Below are 16,148 nucleotides of genomic sequence, written 5' to 3' on the forward strand. Positions count from 1 at the left end.
AAGAAAAACTATTTTCTTTTAGTTTATCTCTATCTTTTATGTTTTTGAAGCAGTCAGAGCTAATCCTTGTGCTAAATTTTTTGGCTCGTTGTTCAGAAAATCTTCAATTGCGATCGCGCTAAGGCAAAGATGAACAAAGATTAGAGAGAAAAGAACGTTTCAGTTTAAAAGATTTGCTAACCTTACTGCGATGCTTTATAACTAAAAAGGGGCATTGATGCCCCTGTGCTTAAATATAGAAGAAAGCTTAATTATTATTAGTATTATTAGTAAGGATAAGCAGGAATTCCATAACCATCTAAATCAACTTGAGTTTGATTAGCATTGTTGAAAACACCTTGGTTCGTCACGTTACCAATTCCACTAGTAAAAGATTGGTTTTGACCAGCTTGAACATTGTGTTGAATTTGAGGCTCTAAACCATAACCATCTAAACTAAATTGAGTTTGATTGGCATTATTGACAACGTTTTGATTAGTAACATTACCTGCACCTACACTAACAGCAGTGTTAGAACCTGCTTGAACATTAGTTTGAACTTGTTGGGCAAATACAGCGACGGGAGAAAGAGCTAAAGCGAGAGTGGAGATGATTAAAGCGGATTTTTTCATTTTTCTAGACCTCTGAAGTTTGATTTGATTTATTTTTCTCTTCACTCTCTAATTACGTTGAGGTCTATTTTTTTATGCAACTAAAATTATTTTTAAGTTTCCTCTCTCATATTTTCTGAAGTTTGTTTTCTCGCTTGTAAATTGAGACGAATCTCGTCGTGAACTTCTTTGGTAATGGGATAAAAATAAGCCAAAATTACACCAAACACTAAAGCAATAGTAGGTAAGGGACCAACTGCAATACGGATCGCCAGTAAAGCACTTTCTGGTTGAACGGGAATTTCTCCGCCTGGTGGTCTTTCGATAAATCCAGCCAAGTCTAAAGCTTGACCAACTAACAATAATGCTAAAGCCAGACCAAATTTTTGCAACAGTACCATAAAGCTATAAAAAATCCCTTCACGACGTTGACCAGTATTGAGTTCATCTAGTTCAATTACATCGGGAATCATTGACCAAGGAATTAAATAGGCTACCGAGACACCACAACCAGCCATAATGGCTAACAGATACATTAAACCGATTTGACCTGGTTGAATTAAAAATAAACCTGCTTGAGCGATAATCCAGATACCACTACCTAAAAAATAAACTGTTTTTTTGCCTACTTTCTCGCTGACATATTTCCAAAAGAAGAGCATAATCAAAGCAGTCCCTTGAACTGCGATCGCAACTAGGGGAAAGGCAGCTTCTGTTAAACCCATCCAACTGACGACAAAATAAATCAAGATCGAAGCAGTTAATTGTACTGCTAACCAGGAACATAAATAAATGCCAATGATGTAGAGAAAGGGTTTGTTGGTAAAGGCAATTCTTAACTGTTCTAAAATAGGGAGATTAGCACTTTGATCTTCGGCAATACGCTCAGAAACTGCTTGGGAATCAGACAAATGAGTTTCTGTCTTGCTCAAAATTAAGTTAATCCCAAACACGGCAAGTTCTAATCCGATTATGATTGCAACCATTGCGTCAAAAATTGATTGAAGATTAGCCAAGCCATAAACAATCACTATCCCAGCTATTACCGTTACAATTATCCCAACTATCTTTTTTTGTGGTTGATTCAGGATCGGATTGGCACCTCTTTCTTGAATTCCTAAAGTACACCAAAATAAAGCAATCACTGATAAAGCTGTACTAACTAAACCCAACAACCAATATTGCTGAACAGGATTATCAGGATAAGCTTGAAAAATAACGGTTGCCAGAATTAAAGACAGAATACTACCCCCAATTGAAAAAGCAAAGCGAAAACTACTTAAATCTGTCCGCTCGTTATAATCTTGAGTTAACTCTGGAGTCAACGCAGTATAAGGTAAATTTACTGCCGTATATGCCAAATTAAATAAAATTGCGATCGCGACATAATAAACATACAACCATCGATGATTAATTTCGGGATTGGGATCAAATTGAGGCACAATCCATTGCAAAAAAAAGAAAATCCCAAAAGGAATGATTCCTGCTAACATCCAAGGCAGACGACGACCCCAACGAGTTCTAGTGCGATCGCTTAAAATGCCTGTAATCGGGTCGTTAATCGCATCTGCAACTTTCCCAATTGCCAAAATACTTCCCGCCATACCCGCAGGTAAACCCGCTACATTAGTAAAGAAATATAACAAGAAAAATACTAAAATATTTGCCGTGATTGCAGGACCCATATCTCCTGCACCATAAGCAAGTTTAGTAGTAAAATTTAACTTTTCTCGATCCATTGAGTCCTGATTAATTACTGAAGTTGCTACTGTTATGACAGATCTATACGTTTCTTGGTCAGAATATCACCAAAAAATTGAAGCTTTGGCAGTCAAAATTTATCAATCAGGTTGGGAATTTAATCAAATTGTTTGTCTTGCTAAAGGAGGACTACGAGTTGGAGATTTGCTTTGTCGTCTTTATCGGCAACCGTTAGCTATTCTCTTTACTTCTTCTTATACAGGAAAAGATAATCGCACTAGAGGAAAAATAACTTTTTCTCAACACCTTGCTAGTATTAATTCCCAATTAGGCGATCGCATTTTATTAGTGGATGATTTGGTAGATTCAGGTGTTTCTTTGCAAGAATCAATTAAGTGGTTACAAAAAAATTATGAGCCAAATATTGTAGAAATACGTAGCGCAGTGATTTGGTACAAAAGTTGCTCGATTGCTACTCCAGATTATTATGTTGATTATTTACAAGACAATCCTTGGATTCATCAGCCTTTTGAACGTTATGAACAGCTTTCTCTAGCCGAACTCACTACTATACATAACAAAATCGTTTGATTTAATTCAATTAATCTTAATAATCATCGTAAACACTGAATAAGATGAGTATATTTACGGAAGACAGATTTAACTGTTTATCTTTATTCTAATAAATAATAAAAGAGGTATTGCTGGCAACAATACCCCCGAGACCGAATAGAACTGTGAAACAATATTATTATATCAATTGTGTCGTGAAAACAAGAGTTGATTGGCTTTCTGCCTAACCTCTCTCTTGTATTACATTGTAAAAGGAAATACTGTTTTTACCATATTTTTAGATTCTTTTTAGGTAAACCTCCGCTAGTTTAAACCTTGTACGTACGTAGTCGGAGGTTTTGTTAATTTTTGTTAAATACATCGAAATTAGGCGGTTTGGCAGGGTTAAAATAGCTCAAGTTGAGTGGGTAGTAGTTGCAATTGTTGCCAAGGTGAGGTTGGAATTGGTAGTTGTTTTCGTAAAAGATGATCAAAAGAACGAGCCATTTCAGGCGATCGCTCTTCTGAAGGACAGTGAACAAAAAAATAGATTTGTGTGCCTTGAGGTAACCAATGACTCAGACGAGTAACCCATTCTGCTAAATAAAGTTGATTGTATTGACTTTGAGGATGAGAGATAAAGCGAATTAAACTCACATCATTAGTTAGGGTTGGTTGCAAAGGAAGTTTGGGTTTACGGCGTAAAGAATTGAGTTGAGGATCATCAGGAGAGTTATAAATCGGACGAGTATCTAAATAAAACTCTAGTAAAATTTAATTGAGTAAGTAACTTATTAAGTCTTGCGCTATAGTTGCCAGAAAATCGGTTGCTGCTGGAATAAGCGGAGTAAGTAAACCTTGATGGGTGATGCTTTTGGGAAACTTAGGACAAAACCGAAAAGAGGCAGGAGTTTGTTCGCGCCACCGTTGTATAGTTGCTAAATTAGGAATAGCGTAGAAAGTAATATTAGCTTCAACTGCGGTAAAACGTTCACTATACAAACGCAAAAAATCTGAAGCACTGGTTTGGGAAGGATAAAAATTACCCACCCAACCCTGATAAGACGGGGTTCACAAGCCCCTGCGTTGAACGCAGGGGACGACCCCTCACCATACCGCACAACCAAGATAAAAATTTATCAATGTTTTAGTTAATTTATTGAGCAGCTACTGTACCATTGTTACCAAAGACAGGTACAGGTGGAACGATGATCGGTTCTATCCTGGGACAAGCGATCGCATGAACTTCACCCATATCTTTCATTACCGCATCCCGTAACTGTTCTCTAAGGTCTGGTACAACCGCTAAAGCTCTTGTCCAGTCTGGAATTTGCGCTCCTGCGGGGTCGGAAAAATATAATTCTCCAGCATCGATAATTACTTTTTCAAACATTTCCGTAATTACTTCTTCTTGATGGCGGTCGTATTGTAAATTATTAAAACGAGCATCAACAAAGTATTGGCGGGTATAATCTTGAGCTTCACGACGGAATTTTACTCGTAAAGCATGAATATGATCGCGACCAATCACAACTTGTTCGGTTTCTGTTAAAGTTCGCAATAAAGAACGCAGAATGTCCCGACACATTTTTTGTAATCCTTCTTGGGAAGAGTTACCAATGACTTGATGTTTATGATCAAAAATACCAAGATCGATCTGAGCAATTCTTTTTTCAGCAAGACTGCGATAAACTTCAGCTAACAAACCAATTTCTAAACCCCAATTACCAGGAATACGAATATTGAGGGCGAGATCACTCGTTAAGGCAAATTCACCAGAGAGAGGATAACGATAGGCACTTAAATAACGCAAATACTGACGATAACCAAACAATTCAGTTAAAGCAGTGAGTAGAGGAGTAACAAATAAACGAGCTACACGACCATTTAGATTGCGAGGAGAATCGCCTAGACGAGCATAATAGGCTTTATTAAAAGCAATGCCAAATTCCTTCTCTAACAAAGGAAATAGTAGCTTAAGGGGATAAGAACGATTATAAGTAACAATATCTGCATCATGAAGAGCGATCGCACTTGCTTGCAAAGATGCAATTCCTAAACCTAACCAAACCGCCCGACCTTTGCCTTTAAAATTGAGAATACTTAAACCGCGATCATTAAGATGTTCGAGAATTTGAGTAACTCTTGTACCATTTTCCCAAATTACAAAAGTTTGTTGTGGTAATTCTGAAAAGAATTGTACTGCTTTAGTATATTGTGCTTGGGTATCAGCATAAACACAAACAACAACAGTTTTAACAAACGCGCAAGTTTTAAGATGTTCGCGAATACCAAAAATAGCCGGTCTTTCTAACTCTTCGTATAAAGCAGGAATCAAAACTGCGGTAGGAGAATCTTCACTCAATTTAACTAATTGCTCTTCTAGAAAATCCAAGTCACAACCAAAATCATGAATGGTTGTAATTAATTCCTGTTTATAGTCCATAGCAATTCTAAAAGTTTTAATTATATATTGAATTATCTAATAAAACGTCAACAATAGAAGTTTACTAATATACAGAATCTTCACAGTAAGATTTTTAGAATTAGAATAAAAATCAGCTTAAACATTTTTGTTCTAACAAAATTTGATAAATTAGACTAACAGTAGATGTTGAACTTTGGTCTTCTAGAGTTTAATGTTGATCGTTTCCTTACATAGGTTGAAAAAGGCAATGGGATTTTTAAGTAAGCTATTTGGCAAAAAAGAAGAAGAAAAAGCAGCAGCAGCACCCAATCTCTCTGTAAAAACAAAAGCTAAAGAGAATTCTATTCCACCTGAAAAAGTTGGACTTGATGGCAACTTTGATGAAAGTGGTTTGGCAAAGCGGGTAGCTAAAGCGTTAGATGATGCCAATATTTCAGATACTGTAGGTTTGTGGGTTGCACAACGAGGAAGTACAGTGATTTTAAAATACAATGAAGATGCCAAAGATGTTTTAAACCAAGCAAAACAAGTTGCTAACGGTGTTGAGGGAGCGACAGCAGTAGAAACTGTACCTAACGCCTAATTAATTTGATTTTTTGACCAATAATTAAAATTGGGACTAAAGTATTTTTTATTTTAGTCCTTTATTTAAGACTAACAATTAATTATCTCCAAAACAAAGAGGTAATGGTTTTCCAATACCGTAACCTTGAGCGTAGTCAATACCTAATTCTTGTAATTTAGTAAAAATCTGTTGATTTTCAACAAATTCAGCAATTGTTTTAATATTCATAACATTACTAATTTTGCTGAAACATTCTACTGTAGCGCAATCGATTGGATCGTTAACAATATTTTTGACAAAACTACCGTCTATTTTTAAGTAATCTACTGGTAAACTCTTGAGATAAGCTAGAGAACTCATCCCACTACCGAAATCATCTAAGGCAAATAAACAACCTAATTCTTTTAACTCGCGGATAAATTGAGCTACTATGTGAAGATTAGAAATTGCTACAGTTTCTGTAATTTCAAAACAGATATTTTGTGGTGTAATGGGATAGGTTGCTAGTTGTTCTTTTAAAAATTCCAAAAAGCGGTCGCTATTTAAACTTGCTCCTGATAAGTTAATTGTATACATTGTCGGAGAAATTTCTTCAGCGATTTGACTTCGATAATGATCGGAATAATTGAGAAAAAAGTTTTTAATTACCCAGCGATCAATTGCTGGCATCAAGTCATAATTTTCTGCTGCTGGCATAAATACCATTGGGGAAATTAAATTACCTTCTTCATCCAACAGACGTAATAAAATTTCGTAATGGTTCAGGTTGTTATTTTTTAAGGAAACAATTTTCTGACTGTATAAAACAAACCGATCTTCTTCTAAAGCACTAATTAAATGGGAAATCCATTGTCTTTCGTCTCTTTGTCGATTTAATTCTTCATCATCAGCACGATAAACTTTGATACAATTGCGTCCTTTTTGTTTAGCTGCATGACAAGCTGTATCTGCCAAACACAAAAGATTGCTAAAATCACGACTATTTTCATCGATGGCAACCATACCAATACTAGCTCCAATCGTAAAAGTTTTGTTTTGCCATTGAAAGCGAAATTCTTCAATTAGTTGTCTAATAGTATTGGCAATAATTTCTGCTTGTTTTATAGAAGAATTAGCAAATAAGATACCAAACTCATCTCCACCAATCCGAGCCAAAATATCTTGACGATTAATCTTTTGTTTTAAAATATTAGCAATCTGGCATAAAATTCTGTCTCCCATGACATGACCGCACAGATCGTTAATCAATCTAAATCGGTCTAAATCGAGATAACAAAAAACTGCTGGTTTTGAAATAAGCTGATGATCAGCGATCGCTTCGATTACTTTTTGTTCTAACCCCTGACGATTGTATAATCCTGTGAGTAAGTCATGAGTAGTTTGCCAAGCAAGTTGTTCGTTTAATTGCTGAGATTGAGAATCATCACGAGCGATCGCATAAATTAATCCTAGTTGATTAGTTGAGGCAATTTGCCACTCTAAATATTTATAATAACCATCCTGACAAAGACAGCGATTTTTCCAGCGTGTAATGGCTTTACCTGTAACTAATTTAGCTAATTCTTCCAGAGTTTTAATTTGGTCTTGGGGATGAACTAAATTTAGAAACGATTGTCCGATTAATTCAGTTTGAGTATAACCAAGGATTTTGGTAATGGCGGGATTGATTTGCTTAAAATTGCCATCTATACCAATGATGCATAATAAATCTGAAGCAAGATTAAAAAAAGTTTCGAGTTGTCTAACTTGAGTAATTAATTCTGTAACAATAATAATCCCACCGACTTCTCCAGAATTTTCATACCAAGGAGAAATTTCCCATTTCAACCAATCAATTCTGCCATCACTATGTTCAATTAGATCTTCACTTCTTTGTTCTGTAGCACCCGCTAAACAACGTTGATAAATTTCTTGCCAATACTGAGAAACTTCAGGAAAAACTTCATAATGAGAACAACCAATCAAATTTTGCTGTTCGAGTTGATAATCTTTTAACCATTTTTCAGTCACTGCTAGATAACACATTTGACGATCAAGTATCGCGATCGCCAGAGGTGAATATTCAAGCAATAATTGAAACAATTTTATGGTATTTAACTGTTGAGACAACCCTGACTGCAACCAATTATTAATCTCATTCGCTTTCATCATTGAGCTTAACCTTATTGTTTTTATTACGGAAGCTTAATCATCTCAAACACAAAAAAAGCAATCTACCAATGGCTTAATTTTATTTACTGAGTCAAGGATTTTTTGGCATTTAGATTAGGTTCAAGTATTTAAGGGCAAAAGTGTTCTACGCCCTGTCACAGCCTATTAATTTTTGTTTTGATTTAATTTTTTTAAGTTTTTCTTAAGCTTTACCCCCTTTACAAATTTAATAATTTTGCCAGTTAATACAAACCGAAATTTCACTTATTTATGTTATTTAAACCAAATTTTATTGTCAAAAATTGTCCTAATAAATACTGTTTTTTCAGTAAAATAACCAAAATTAATCAAAGCGTCTATAAAAATCTTGTAAAGTTTTCTGTAAATTTAGCTAAAAAACGAAACAAGACTCAAGTAAAATCCCTGAGTCTTATTCAACAAAATCGTAAATAACTTTGTTTTAGTAATTACGAGCTAAATTATTACTACGACGATTACCACCAGAATAATTACGATTGTTGTTATTTTCTTTAGGACGAGCTTTATTAACTCGTAATTCTCTGCCCATCCACTCTGCACCATCTAGAGTTTCAATCGCTTGGTCTTCTTCTGTTTCGTTTGACATTTCGACAAAACCAAAACCCCGCATCCGACCAGTTTCACGATCTACTGGTAAATAAACTCTTGTCACAGTTCCATATTCAGCAAAAATACTAGAGAGGTCTTCTTGAGTAACCTCATAAGGAATATTACCAACATAAATTGACATAGATTGTCTCCTCAATCAGAAGTAGTTATCAGATTAATAGAGTTCGGAAACAACCTTGCCAATACCCATAGCAGAAAGCTCATAACCAATTGAAACAAACGCTGTACCGAAAAAAAACTCTTTTTCTAGTAGGTTAACACAGCTTGAGCTTACTAAAGAATGCAAAGATAGAGGACAATGTTAAAAAATGCAAATCGATAACTGATATGAAGATAAAAACTCTATTTTAAAAAATATTTAACAAGATCAAGGGGAGGTCTATGACAGCAAATGGAATCAAACACAATGAGTTACGGCAGCTTGTTCGCAGTCAATTAGAATTATTACTAAATCAGGGTAATTTAGAAGGTGCAAAAGCTTTATTGGTGCCGGTTAAACCTGTAGATATTGCTGAGGCGATTGAAGGTTTACCTGAATCTATGCAAGTAATTGCTTTTCGTTTATTATCTAAATCCGAAGCGATTGAAGTTTATGAATATTTAGATTCTGCTGTACAACAAGCTTTAATTCAAGAGTTTAAACGTCAGGAAGTATTAGATATTGTTGACAAGATGTCTCCTGATGATCGAGCTAAATTATTTGATGAACTTCCTGCCAAAGTGGTTCGTCGTCTCGTCGCGCAATTAAGTCCTGGTGAACGTCAAGCGACAGCTTTGTTACTCGGTTATGAAGAAGATACTGCAGGGCGAATTATGACCCCTGAGTATATTTCTTTGAAAGAGAGTTTAACTGTTAGTGAGACTTTAACTAGAATTCGTTCTTTAGCGAATGCTTCAGAAGTTATTTATTATCTTTATGTCACAGATGCTTCTCGTCGTTTAACAGGAATTGTTTCGCTACGAGATTTAGTAGTTTCTTCAACTGAAAAAACTCTAGGTGAAATTATGACTCGCGATGTGGTGTTTGTTCATACGGATACAGATCAAGAGGAGGTAGCTAGAACCATTCAAAGATACGATCTTTTGGCTGTTCCTGTGGTAGATCGCGAAGATCGCTTAGTGGGAGTAGTGACAGTCGATGATGTGATTGATATTTTGGAACAGGAAGCGACCGAAGATATTTATGCTTTGGGCGGGGTACAATCGGATGGCGATAATTATTTTCAAACTAATTTAATTACAGTTGCTCGTCGTAGAGTAGTGTGGTTATTTGTTTTATTAATTACTAATACAGTTACAGGTACGATTATTCGTTCTCAAGAAGAACTTTTGCAACAGGTTGTGACTTTAGCAGCTTTTATTCCTTTATTAACTGGTACAGGTGGTAATGTAGGGGCGCAGTCTTCTACTGTAATAATTCGCGGTTTGAATACTGAAGAAATTACAGATTTAGGACCAGGAAAAGTGATCTTTCGAGAAGCTTTGGCAGGTATTTTACTCGGAGGCATTTTGGGAATTGTAGCTACGGTTTGGGCTTATTGGTTACAAGGCAATTTCTTTGTTTCTCTAGCAGTGGGAATTAGTTTAATTGCGATCGCTCTTCTGGCTTCGGTGGCGGGTTCCGCTTTACCTTTTTTGTTTCGTTCTCTCAAGCTAGACCCTGCTTTGATGTCTGCACCTTTTATTACTACGGCGGTAGATGTTTTAGGTGTGCTAATTTATTTTAATATCGCTAGAGTAATTTTAGGACTATAAAGGATAAGCAACTTTTGTCAAGACTGTGATGGGACTCAATTCTTTTAACAGTTGCATTTGTTGGGGATCTCTGACAAATAAAGAACCAGCAAAACCAAGAGAATTAACGGCAATTGATTGAAAGGCTTCTTGCGATCGCGGAATGAGCAACATCCATTGACGGGTTGCGAGTAAATTATAGGCGGATGGTTGAACAATTTGCTGCGGTTCTATTTTTAAACCAACAGTTTTAAGCAATTTGTAGTAAGAATCTAATAGGATTTCGGCTGCTTCTGTAATCGCACAATCAGGAGCCATGTCCAAAAAAGCGATCGCATGATGAAAGGGAAAATGGGGAATTTTTCCTACCGCCTGCTCAAAAACAACATTGGCTAAGGCCGATTCTATTGGTAAATGAGAGCGATCAGGAATAAAAGGTAAAGGCACGAGTTGTAGATGTTTATGTGGTTGAGAAGCTCCTGCCACTTGACCGCCATTATAAAAAGCTAAACCATCAATTTCTGTTAGGCAAGTCCATAAAGCCGAAAAATCTTGTAAATTAAGTAAATTTTCTTGGGCTTCAAAAGCACGAGTAACAATTAATAAATGATGAGCAACAACATTAAATTTATTTAATAAACAAAGATGAGTAGCAGAAAGATCGCAGACGAATAGATCTTGTTCATAGGGAAGAAAGGGATTAAAATTTTTCTTCGTTTTTTGTTTTTGTTTGGCTTGTTCTTTTCTGGCTAAATTAGCTAAAGTACGAACTAAAAAATCAATTCCATTTTGTTGAATAAATTGATAATCGGTTTCAATTGATTGCAAGGCACCACAGTTGCGTGCATATTCAGTTTGTTGAACTATGTTATTCCATAAAGTTCCTGGTTCTAATAGCGGTTGTTCTGATAAGATAATTTTTTTTTCTGTCATTGATACTTAAGCGTAGTTTCCTAGAAAGAAAGTAAGCTTATTGTATCAAAATAACACCAAGTTCTACGCCATTTTGATTTTTATTGATTGAAATATTGATTTAACTCCCTGAGCTTTTTAATTAAAAAAATTAATTATTTAAATTGCTGAACAATGCCAAAACAATAAAATTTATAAACAAAAAAATTAAGCTGTAAATTATCAATTTTATTTGCTGTTCTATTTTGGTTACGGATTGCTTTGTACTCAGTAATTGATGATTGATTAAGACCTGCTGTTTATTATATTGCTGAATTTCATTTTCAAAAATTTTTAGCTCTGATTGATTAGGTTGATATTGCTTAATAAAAACATCTAAACCAGTCTGTACTTGCTGAGTTACTTTTCTTTGAAAAGTTTTTAATCCTGCCTCAAACTCAATTTTTATTTGGTTGATTTGTTCTTCAATGTCCCCTAAAAGTTGATTACGATTAAGTTCATTTTTAAAAAGAATTTCTTGTTCTAAGTTTTTGAAATAATTGTTAAACTTTTTTTCTAAATCAATAAGCTGATTTGAAGTACTTTCTTTATTATTGATCAAATGAAAAATTAGTTTTTCAAATAAACCTGGACTAAGTTGAAAATAGCCTCTTTGAACATATCGAACTGCCTCGGCTATTTCTTGCCAAGAATTACTTTTTAATAAATATCCACTTGCTCCTGTTTGTACCGCACAATTAATACTATTTTCATCATCATTACTACTTAAAATCACAACTTTTGTGGTTGGAAAACGTTTAACAATCAGCCGTGTCAGAGTAAATCCATCCATTTCTGGCATTTCTAAATCTACCAGTGCTAGATCTGGTTTGAGCTTCTCTACATATTCAATTCCTTTAAATCCATTATCAGCTTCGCCAATTACTTCAAAATCAGATTCAGCTTCTAAAATATTTCGTACCGTTTCTCTATAAAATTTTTGATCATCTACTATTAAAATACGAATCATAAGCAAGTATTTAAAAAATAATCTTATATTTAAATTCAAAGTTTTTCAAGAATTACTTCGCTACTTCAGAGAATACACTGAATAGAAGATTTTTTTCCTGCGTATTTTTGCGGAAAAGTAATTAATTATATGGACTTAAGTTAACAAGTATACGGAAAACTTAAAGCGGTTTTCACGCTTTAGGACTACAGCTTTCGAGCTATATTTTTGTTAATAGTTCACCAAGCACAAAAATTGCTGTATTAATTACTTAAAATCTCAGTCTTAAGTTTTAAAAATTAAGATTATTACAATATTTCCCGATTATTTTCCTATAGAAGCGATCGCGACATGATAAACTTTATCAATCTTTTCTATTTTAAATACAGAACAAGACTGGAGAAATGCCAGAAAAGAGTTCTTCAGTTTTAATTGTTTTAAAATTGTTGAAGTTGGTAGCCCATATTGTTTTTTAAATTCGTCACTCAGACGGGAAATATGAATACGACTTGATTGAGATTTTTGGAGTAACTCTTGCAAAATCTTTAGTAAAGCTTTTTCTAACCATTGAGGATTATGAAATTCTGGTTTTTCTTGATTTTGTAAAATAATTTTGTAAGTTTTCCCCATTGTTTGTGTAGCAAATAACTGAGAAGACTGAATGAATTTTGTAAAACTTGGTTTTAATTTTAATCGTTTTACAATTTGACTGCCACTTTCTCCATATTTTTTTTTCAATTCGTTACTAACCATGGCAATACTAACTTCTTGCTGGGGAGAAATATCTTGATTTTGTTTAATAATAGTAATAATTGCTTGTTCTAGTTGTTGTTGAGAAAAAATAGTTTGAGTTTGTTCTATTGGAACTAATTTATGCTCTTGTTCAAAGTTAAATTTGGAATCAAATAAAAACTGCAAAGGATTTTTTTTCCGTTCTTGCCACAAAGCTGTTAAGTTTGACAATTTATCTTGCATTTCGGTAGTTGTAGCATACTTCCAATTAATAATTTCTTCTAAAGATGTCATTAATTTGTCTAAAGAAGGAACAGAACTATTAAACTCAAATGAGTAAGAACTCACTGTATTGGTATGACGATGTTCAACTTGCAGACAATGATTTTCTCGATGCACCCGATGGATGATTAAACCTCGGTTTTGTAACTCGGTACAAAGATGAGTAAAAATTAGATCGTTAGAACAAATAAAAACTTCTTTCGTTTCAGGATATTGTAAAAAAATTGATGAGCCGATCGCAATCATTTTGCCATCTGCACTATTAGAACCTTCAGGAACATGAATTAATTGATAACCGCGATCGTGTAGTTCTAAATCTCTTTTTGCCATACTAGAAGTACGCCAGTTAGCAAAAGCAATTTTTACTTGTAGCGGTAGTTCACTAATTTCTTGTAAAAAGTTTTCTGTTGCTATGTCTAATCGAATATTTTCTGCATCAATTAATAGGATCGCAATGCCTTTTTTTGTGGTGGAAGCAGGAAAAAGTTGAGTAGATTTTAAAGCTTGAGAATTAATAGTTGCACAACTATTATGGTTTGAGACAGGGACTGCTAACAAAAACTGTCTACCGCAGACTTTACATAAATAACGCTGTCTACCTTTGATCCGACCATTTTTATGATATGAACTCGATTCACATCTAGGACATTTCATTTGCTACTACTAACAATCCTGTTTTTGTCCATGATAAATCGAGATTTTGTGATTCAAACTATATAATCATAATCTTTTGATCGCTATTGTAGCTAATCTTCAAAACTTTTTAAAATTTATTGGACTATTAATGAAGTCTCACAAGTCATAAAAAACATCGGATTTACAGCAGTTTTTAATTAGATAGATTAGATTGATTGATTGAGGAAATAGAAAATAAGGATTGCCGAACAACAACAATTATTAAGTTGGCGATTGAAAAGCGCAGAAAAAAAAATTAGTATTTCTGATTTTTAGTTTTAATGTCTTTTTGTAGTTATTTGTCAAGATAGAGTAAAAGCGTAATTTACTCTTATGTAAACTACATCTTGAAGTTTTATTAAGTAAAAAATTGCTGATTAACTTCAACAGTAGACCAAATCTTCTTTTAGTTAATGTAAAGAAAAGTAAAATTAAAAAAAAGCTTATAAAATACCTATGATACATTTTCTTATTGAAACACGATTCTCAATAAGTAATTAGAGTCTAGAACATTGATTAGCTCGTGATTTATTGATAATTATTATCAGATTTTTCTTAAGTTTTTTTTAATTTTTACAAAAAAAATTTCAATCAAACTTGGGTTTAACTAGAAGTTTTGTTTATTAATGAGTAGTCAATATTTAAGTACCACTATTGCAACTGCTACCAACATCTCCACTGAAATCAATCCCAAATTATTGATAATTATTAATTTTAATAAAACAAATAACAGCCAATACAATGTAATGCACCAGCGTTAATCTTGGGAAGACTATCTGGATAACCTAGAAATTTTGTAACCTAGAAAATACAATATTAAATTGGTAACTAGAAAATTTTAATGACAGAAACTTCCCAAACCATTTCTTTACCCAACCATGAAAGTGCGATCGCTTTAGCTGGAAGCAAAGAAGAAAATCTGAAATTACTATCTCGGCATACAGGAGTACAGACCATATTACGAGGACAGGACTTAATCTTGTTGGGAAGAGAGAAAGCAGTAGCACGTTGCGCTCAGATAGTGCAGTCTCTCAAACATCTTTGGGAAGAAGGAAAAACTATCTCAGAAGCAGATCTCATGACAGCTTTTCAAGCAGTAGATACAGGGCTTACGGAAGAATATCAAGAACTGCAGACTAATATTCTAGCTCGAACTCGCAGAGGAGAATTAATTAGGGCAAAAACCTTTAAACAAAGACAATACGTCAAAGCAATTCAAAACCATGATATTACCTTTGGCATTGGACCAGCAGGAACAGGGAAAACATTTTTAGCAGCAGTACTGGCAGTACAAGCCTTACTAAAAGACGAATGCGATCGCATTATCTTAACACGTCCAGCCGTAGAAGCTGGAGAAAGATTAGGTTTTTTGCCTGGAGATTTACAACAAAAAGTTAATCCTTTTTTGCGTCCTTTATACGACTCTTTATACGAATTTATCGATCCAGAAAAAATTCCCGATTTAATGGAGAGAGGAAAAATTGAAGTTGCTCCTTTAGCCTATATGCGAGGACGCACTTTATCTAATGCTTTTGTAATTGTTGATGAGGCACAAAACACTACTCCTTCGCAATTAAAAATGGTATTAACTCGTTTAGGATTTGGCTCAAAAATGGTTGTAACAGGAGATATTACCCAGACTGATTTACCTTCTCATCAAGATTCAGGTTTAATTGTTGCTAGTAAAATTCTTAAATTTGTCGAAGGAATTGCTTTTTGTTATCTTTCTCAAGCGGATGTTATTCGTCATCCTTTAGTCCAAAAAATTGTGGCTGCTTATGAAAAATTTGAGGCATGAAAAAATTAAGCAAAATTAATTGCAGCAGGAGCAAATTATCAAAGTAAACTAGACCAAGCCTTAGAATATGGTAACGTAACGAACCAAAAATTAAAAATACAGAACACTACTCTAGATTTACACCAACAGACAAATCAAAAGCAAAAAGACGCGGAAGATAGAGCAAGTGGACGAAAAAATCAACTAAAACACCAAGCTAAATCTCGTCCAGATTTGAAATCGGCAGTTTAACTGCATTTTGACAAAGTTGAGCTAGTTATCCCCAAAAGCGATCGCTTTCAATCTCTCAATTAAACCAATCAAAATTAACTTTTTTTGTCAGTAGATTGAATTAATTATCTGGATAAGAAGTATAGTAAATTTTTGACAAGTTTAAGGGAGTGTCGAATTAA

General features: G+C 34.3%; 14 protein-coding genes. 4 read left to right on the plus strand and 10 right to left on the minus strand.

The genetic code is table 11. The features are described 5' to 3' along the window. Nucleotides 1-266: 266 nt before the first annotated feature. Together STA7437_RS00160 and STA7437_RS00165 are read right to left on the minus strand one after the other, a co-directional pair. Nucleotides 267-611 carry a hypothetical protein gene (locus STA7437_RS00160; protein ID WP_015191332.1) on the minus strand — a complete coding sequence of 115 codons (345 nt, stop codon included), beginning with the start codon at nucleotides 609-611 and terminating at the stop codon, nucleotides 267-269. A 92-nt stretch (nucleotides 612-703) separates the two neighbouring features. Beyond that, nucleotides 704-2,329 carry an MFS transporter gene (locus STA7437_RS00165; protein ID WP_015191333.1) on the minus strand — a complete coding sequence of 542 codons (1,626 nt, stop codon included), beginning with the start codon at nucleotides 2,327-2,329 and terminating at the stop codon, nucleotides 704-706. Nucleotides 2,330-2,363: 34 nt separating this feature from the next. Between STA7437_RS00165 and STA7437_RS00170 the strand changes: the two genes are divergently transcribed. After that, nucleotides 2,364-2,882, plus strand: a complete 519-nt coding sequence (locus STA7437_RS00170) for a phosphoribosyltransferase (RefSeq protein ID WP_015191334.1) — start codon at nucleotides 2,364-2,366, stop codon at nucleotides 2,880-2,882. A gap of 366 nt (nucleotides 2,883-3,248) precedes the next feature. Here STA7437_RS00170 and STA7437_RS27010 read toward each other — a convergent pair whose 3' ends face one another. The 3 genes from STA7437_RS27010 to STA7437_RS00180 form a co-directional block, all read right to left on the minus strand. After that, nucleotides 3,249-3,617: a DUF72 domain-containing protein gene (locus STA7437_RS27010; RefSeq protein ID WP_322785865.1), complete on the minus strand. Its 369-nt coding sequence runs from the start codon at nucleotides 3,615-3,617 to the stop codon at nucleotides 3,249-3,251. Then, on the minus strand, nucleotides 3,618-3,893 hold the full coding sequence (locus tag STA7437_RS27015) for a DUF72 domain-containing protein (protein ID WP_051036011.1): 276 nt from the start codon (nucleotides 3,891-3,893) through the stop codon (nucleotides 3,618-3,620). A 106-nt stretch (nucleotides 3,894-3,999) separates the two neighbouring features. Beyond that, nucleotides 4,000-5,289 (minus strand): glycosyltransferase family protein, encoded by a 1,290-nt coding sequence (locus tag STA7437_RS00180; RefSeq protein ID WP_015191335.1) that lies wholly within the window; start codon nucleotides 5,287-5,289, stop codon nucleotides 4,000-4,002. Between the two features lie 229 nt (nucleotides 5,290-5,518). Here STA7437_RS00180 and STA7437_RS00185 point away from each other — a divergent pair, with 229 nt between their 5' ends. Next, entirely contained in the window at nucleotides 5,519-5,854 is a 336-nt protein-coding gene (locus STA7437_RS00185; RefSeq protein WP_015191336.1) for a hypothetical protein, read from the plus strand. 78 nt (nucleotides 5,855-5,932) lie between these two features. Here STA7437_RS00185 and STA7437_RS00190 read toward each other — a convergent pair whose 3' ends face one another. Together STA7437_RS00190 and STA7437_RS00200 are read right to left on the minus strand one after the other, a co-directional pair. Further along, complete coding sequence (locus STA7437_RS00190; RefSeq protein ID WP_015191337.1) at nucleotides 5,933-7,987, minus strand: GGDEF and EAL domain-containing protein; 2,055 nt, start codon at nucleotides 7,985-7,987, stop codon at nucleotides 5,933-5,935. 460 nt (nucleotides 7,988-8,447) lie between these two features. Further along, nucleotides 8,448-8,756: an RNA recognition motif domain-containing protein gene (locus tag STA7437_RS00200; RefSeq protein WP_015191338.1), complete on the minus strand. Its 309-nt coding sequence runs from the start codon at nucleotides 8,754-8,756 to the stop codon at nucleotides 8,448-8,450. 260 nt (nucleotides 8,757-9,016) lie between these two features. Between STA7437_RS00200 and mgtE the strand changes: the two genes are divergently transcribed. Beyond that, nucleotides 9,017-10,390, plus strand: coding sequence for a magnesium transporter (gene mgtE / locus STA7437_RS00205; protein WP_015191339.1), 1,374 nt, complete (start codon nucleotides 9,017-9,019; stop codon nucleotides 10,388-10,390). Here the strand turns inward: mgtE and STA7437_RS00210 are convergent. The 3 genes from STA7437_RS00210 to STA7437_RS24550 all read right to left on the minus strand — a co-directional run bounded on the left by STA7437_RS00210 (nucleotide 10,385) and on the right by STA7437_RS24550 (nucleotide 13,937). Then, a complete protein-coding gene (locus STA7437_RS00210) occupies nucleotides 10,385-11,302 on the minus strand; it encodes an ATP adenylyltransferase family protein (protein ID WP_015191340.1) in 918 nt (305 codons plus the stop codon). The genes mgtE and STA7437_RS00210 overlap by 6 nt on opposite strands. A gap of 130 nt (nucleotides 11,303-11,432) precedes the next feature. Further along, complete coding sequence (locus STA7437_RS00215; RefSeq protein ID WP_015191341.1) at nucleotides 11,433-12,290, minus strand: response regulator; 858 nt, start codon at nucleotides 12,288-12,290, stop codon at nucleotides 11,433-11,435. 303 nt (nucleotides 12,291-12,593) lie between these two features. Beyond that, nucleotides 12,594-13,937 carry an IS1/IS1595 family N-terminal zinc-binding domain-containing protein gene (locus tag STA7437_RS24550; RefSeq protein WP_015191342.1) on the minus strand — a complete coding sequence of 448 codons (1,344 nt, stop codon included), beginning with the start codon at nucleotides 13,935-13,937 and terminating at the stop codon, nucleotides 12,594-12,596. An 862-nt stretch (nucleotides 13,938-14,799) separates the two neighbouring features. Here STA7437_RS24550 and STA7437_RS00225 point away from each other — a divergent pair. Further along, nucleotides 14,800-15,756, plus strand: coding sequence for a PhoH family protein (locus tag STA7437_RS00225; RefSeq protein ID WP_015191343.1), 957 nt, complete (start codon nucleotides 14,800-14,802; stop codon nucleotides 15,754-15,756). Nucleotides 15,757-16,148 lie beyond the last annotated feature (392 nt).

This window comes from Stanieria cyanosphaera PCC 7437 (assembly GCF_000317575.1).
Lineage (GTDB): Bacteria > Cyanobacteriota > Cyanobacteriia > Cyanobacteriales > Xenococcaceae > Stanieria > Stanieria cyanosphaera.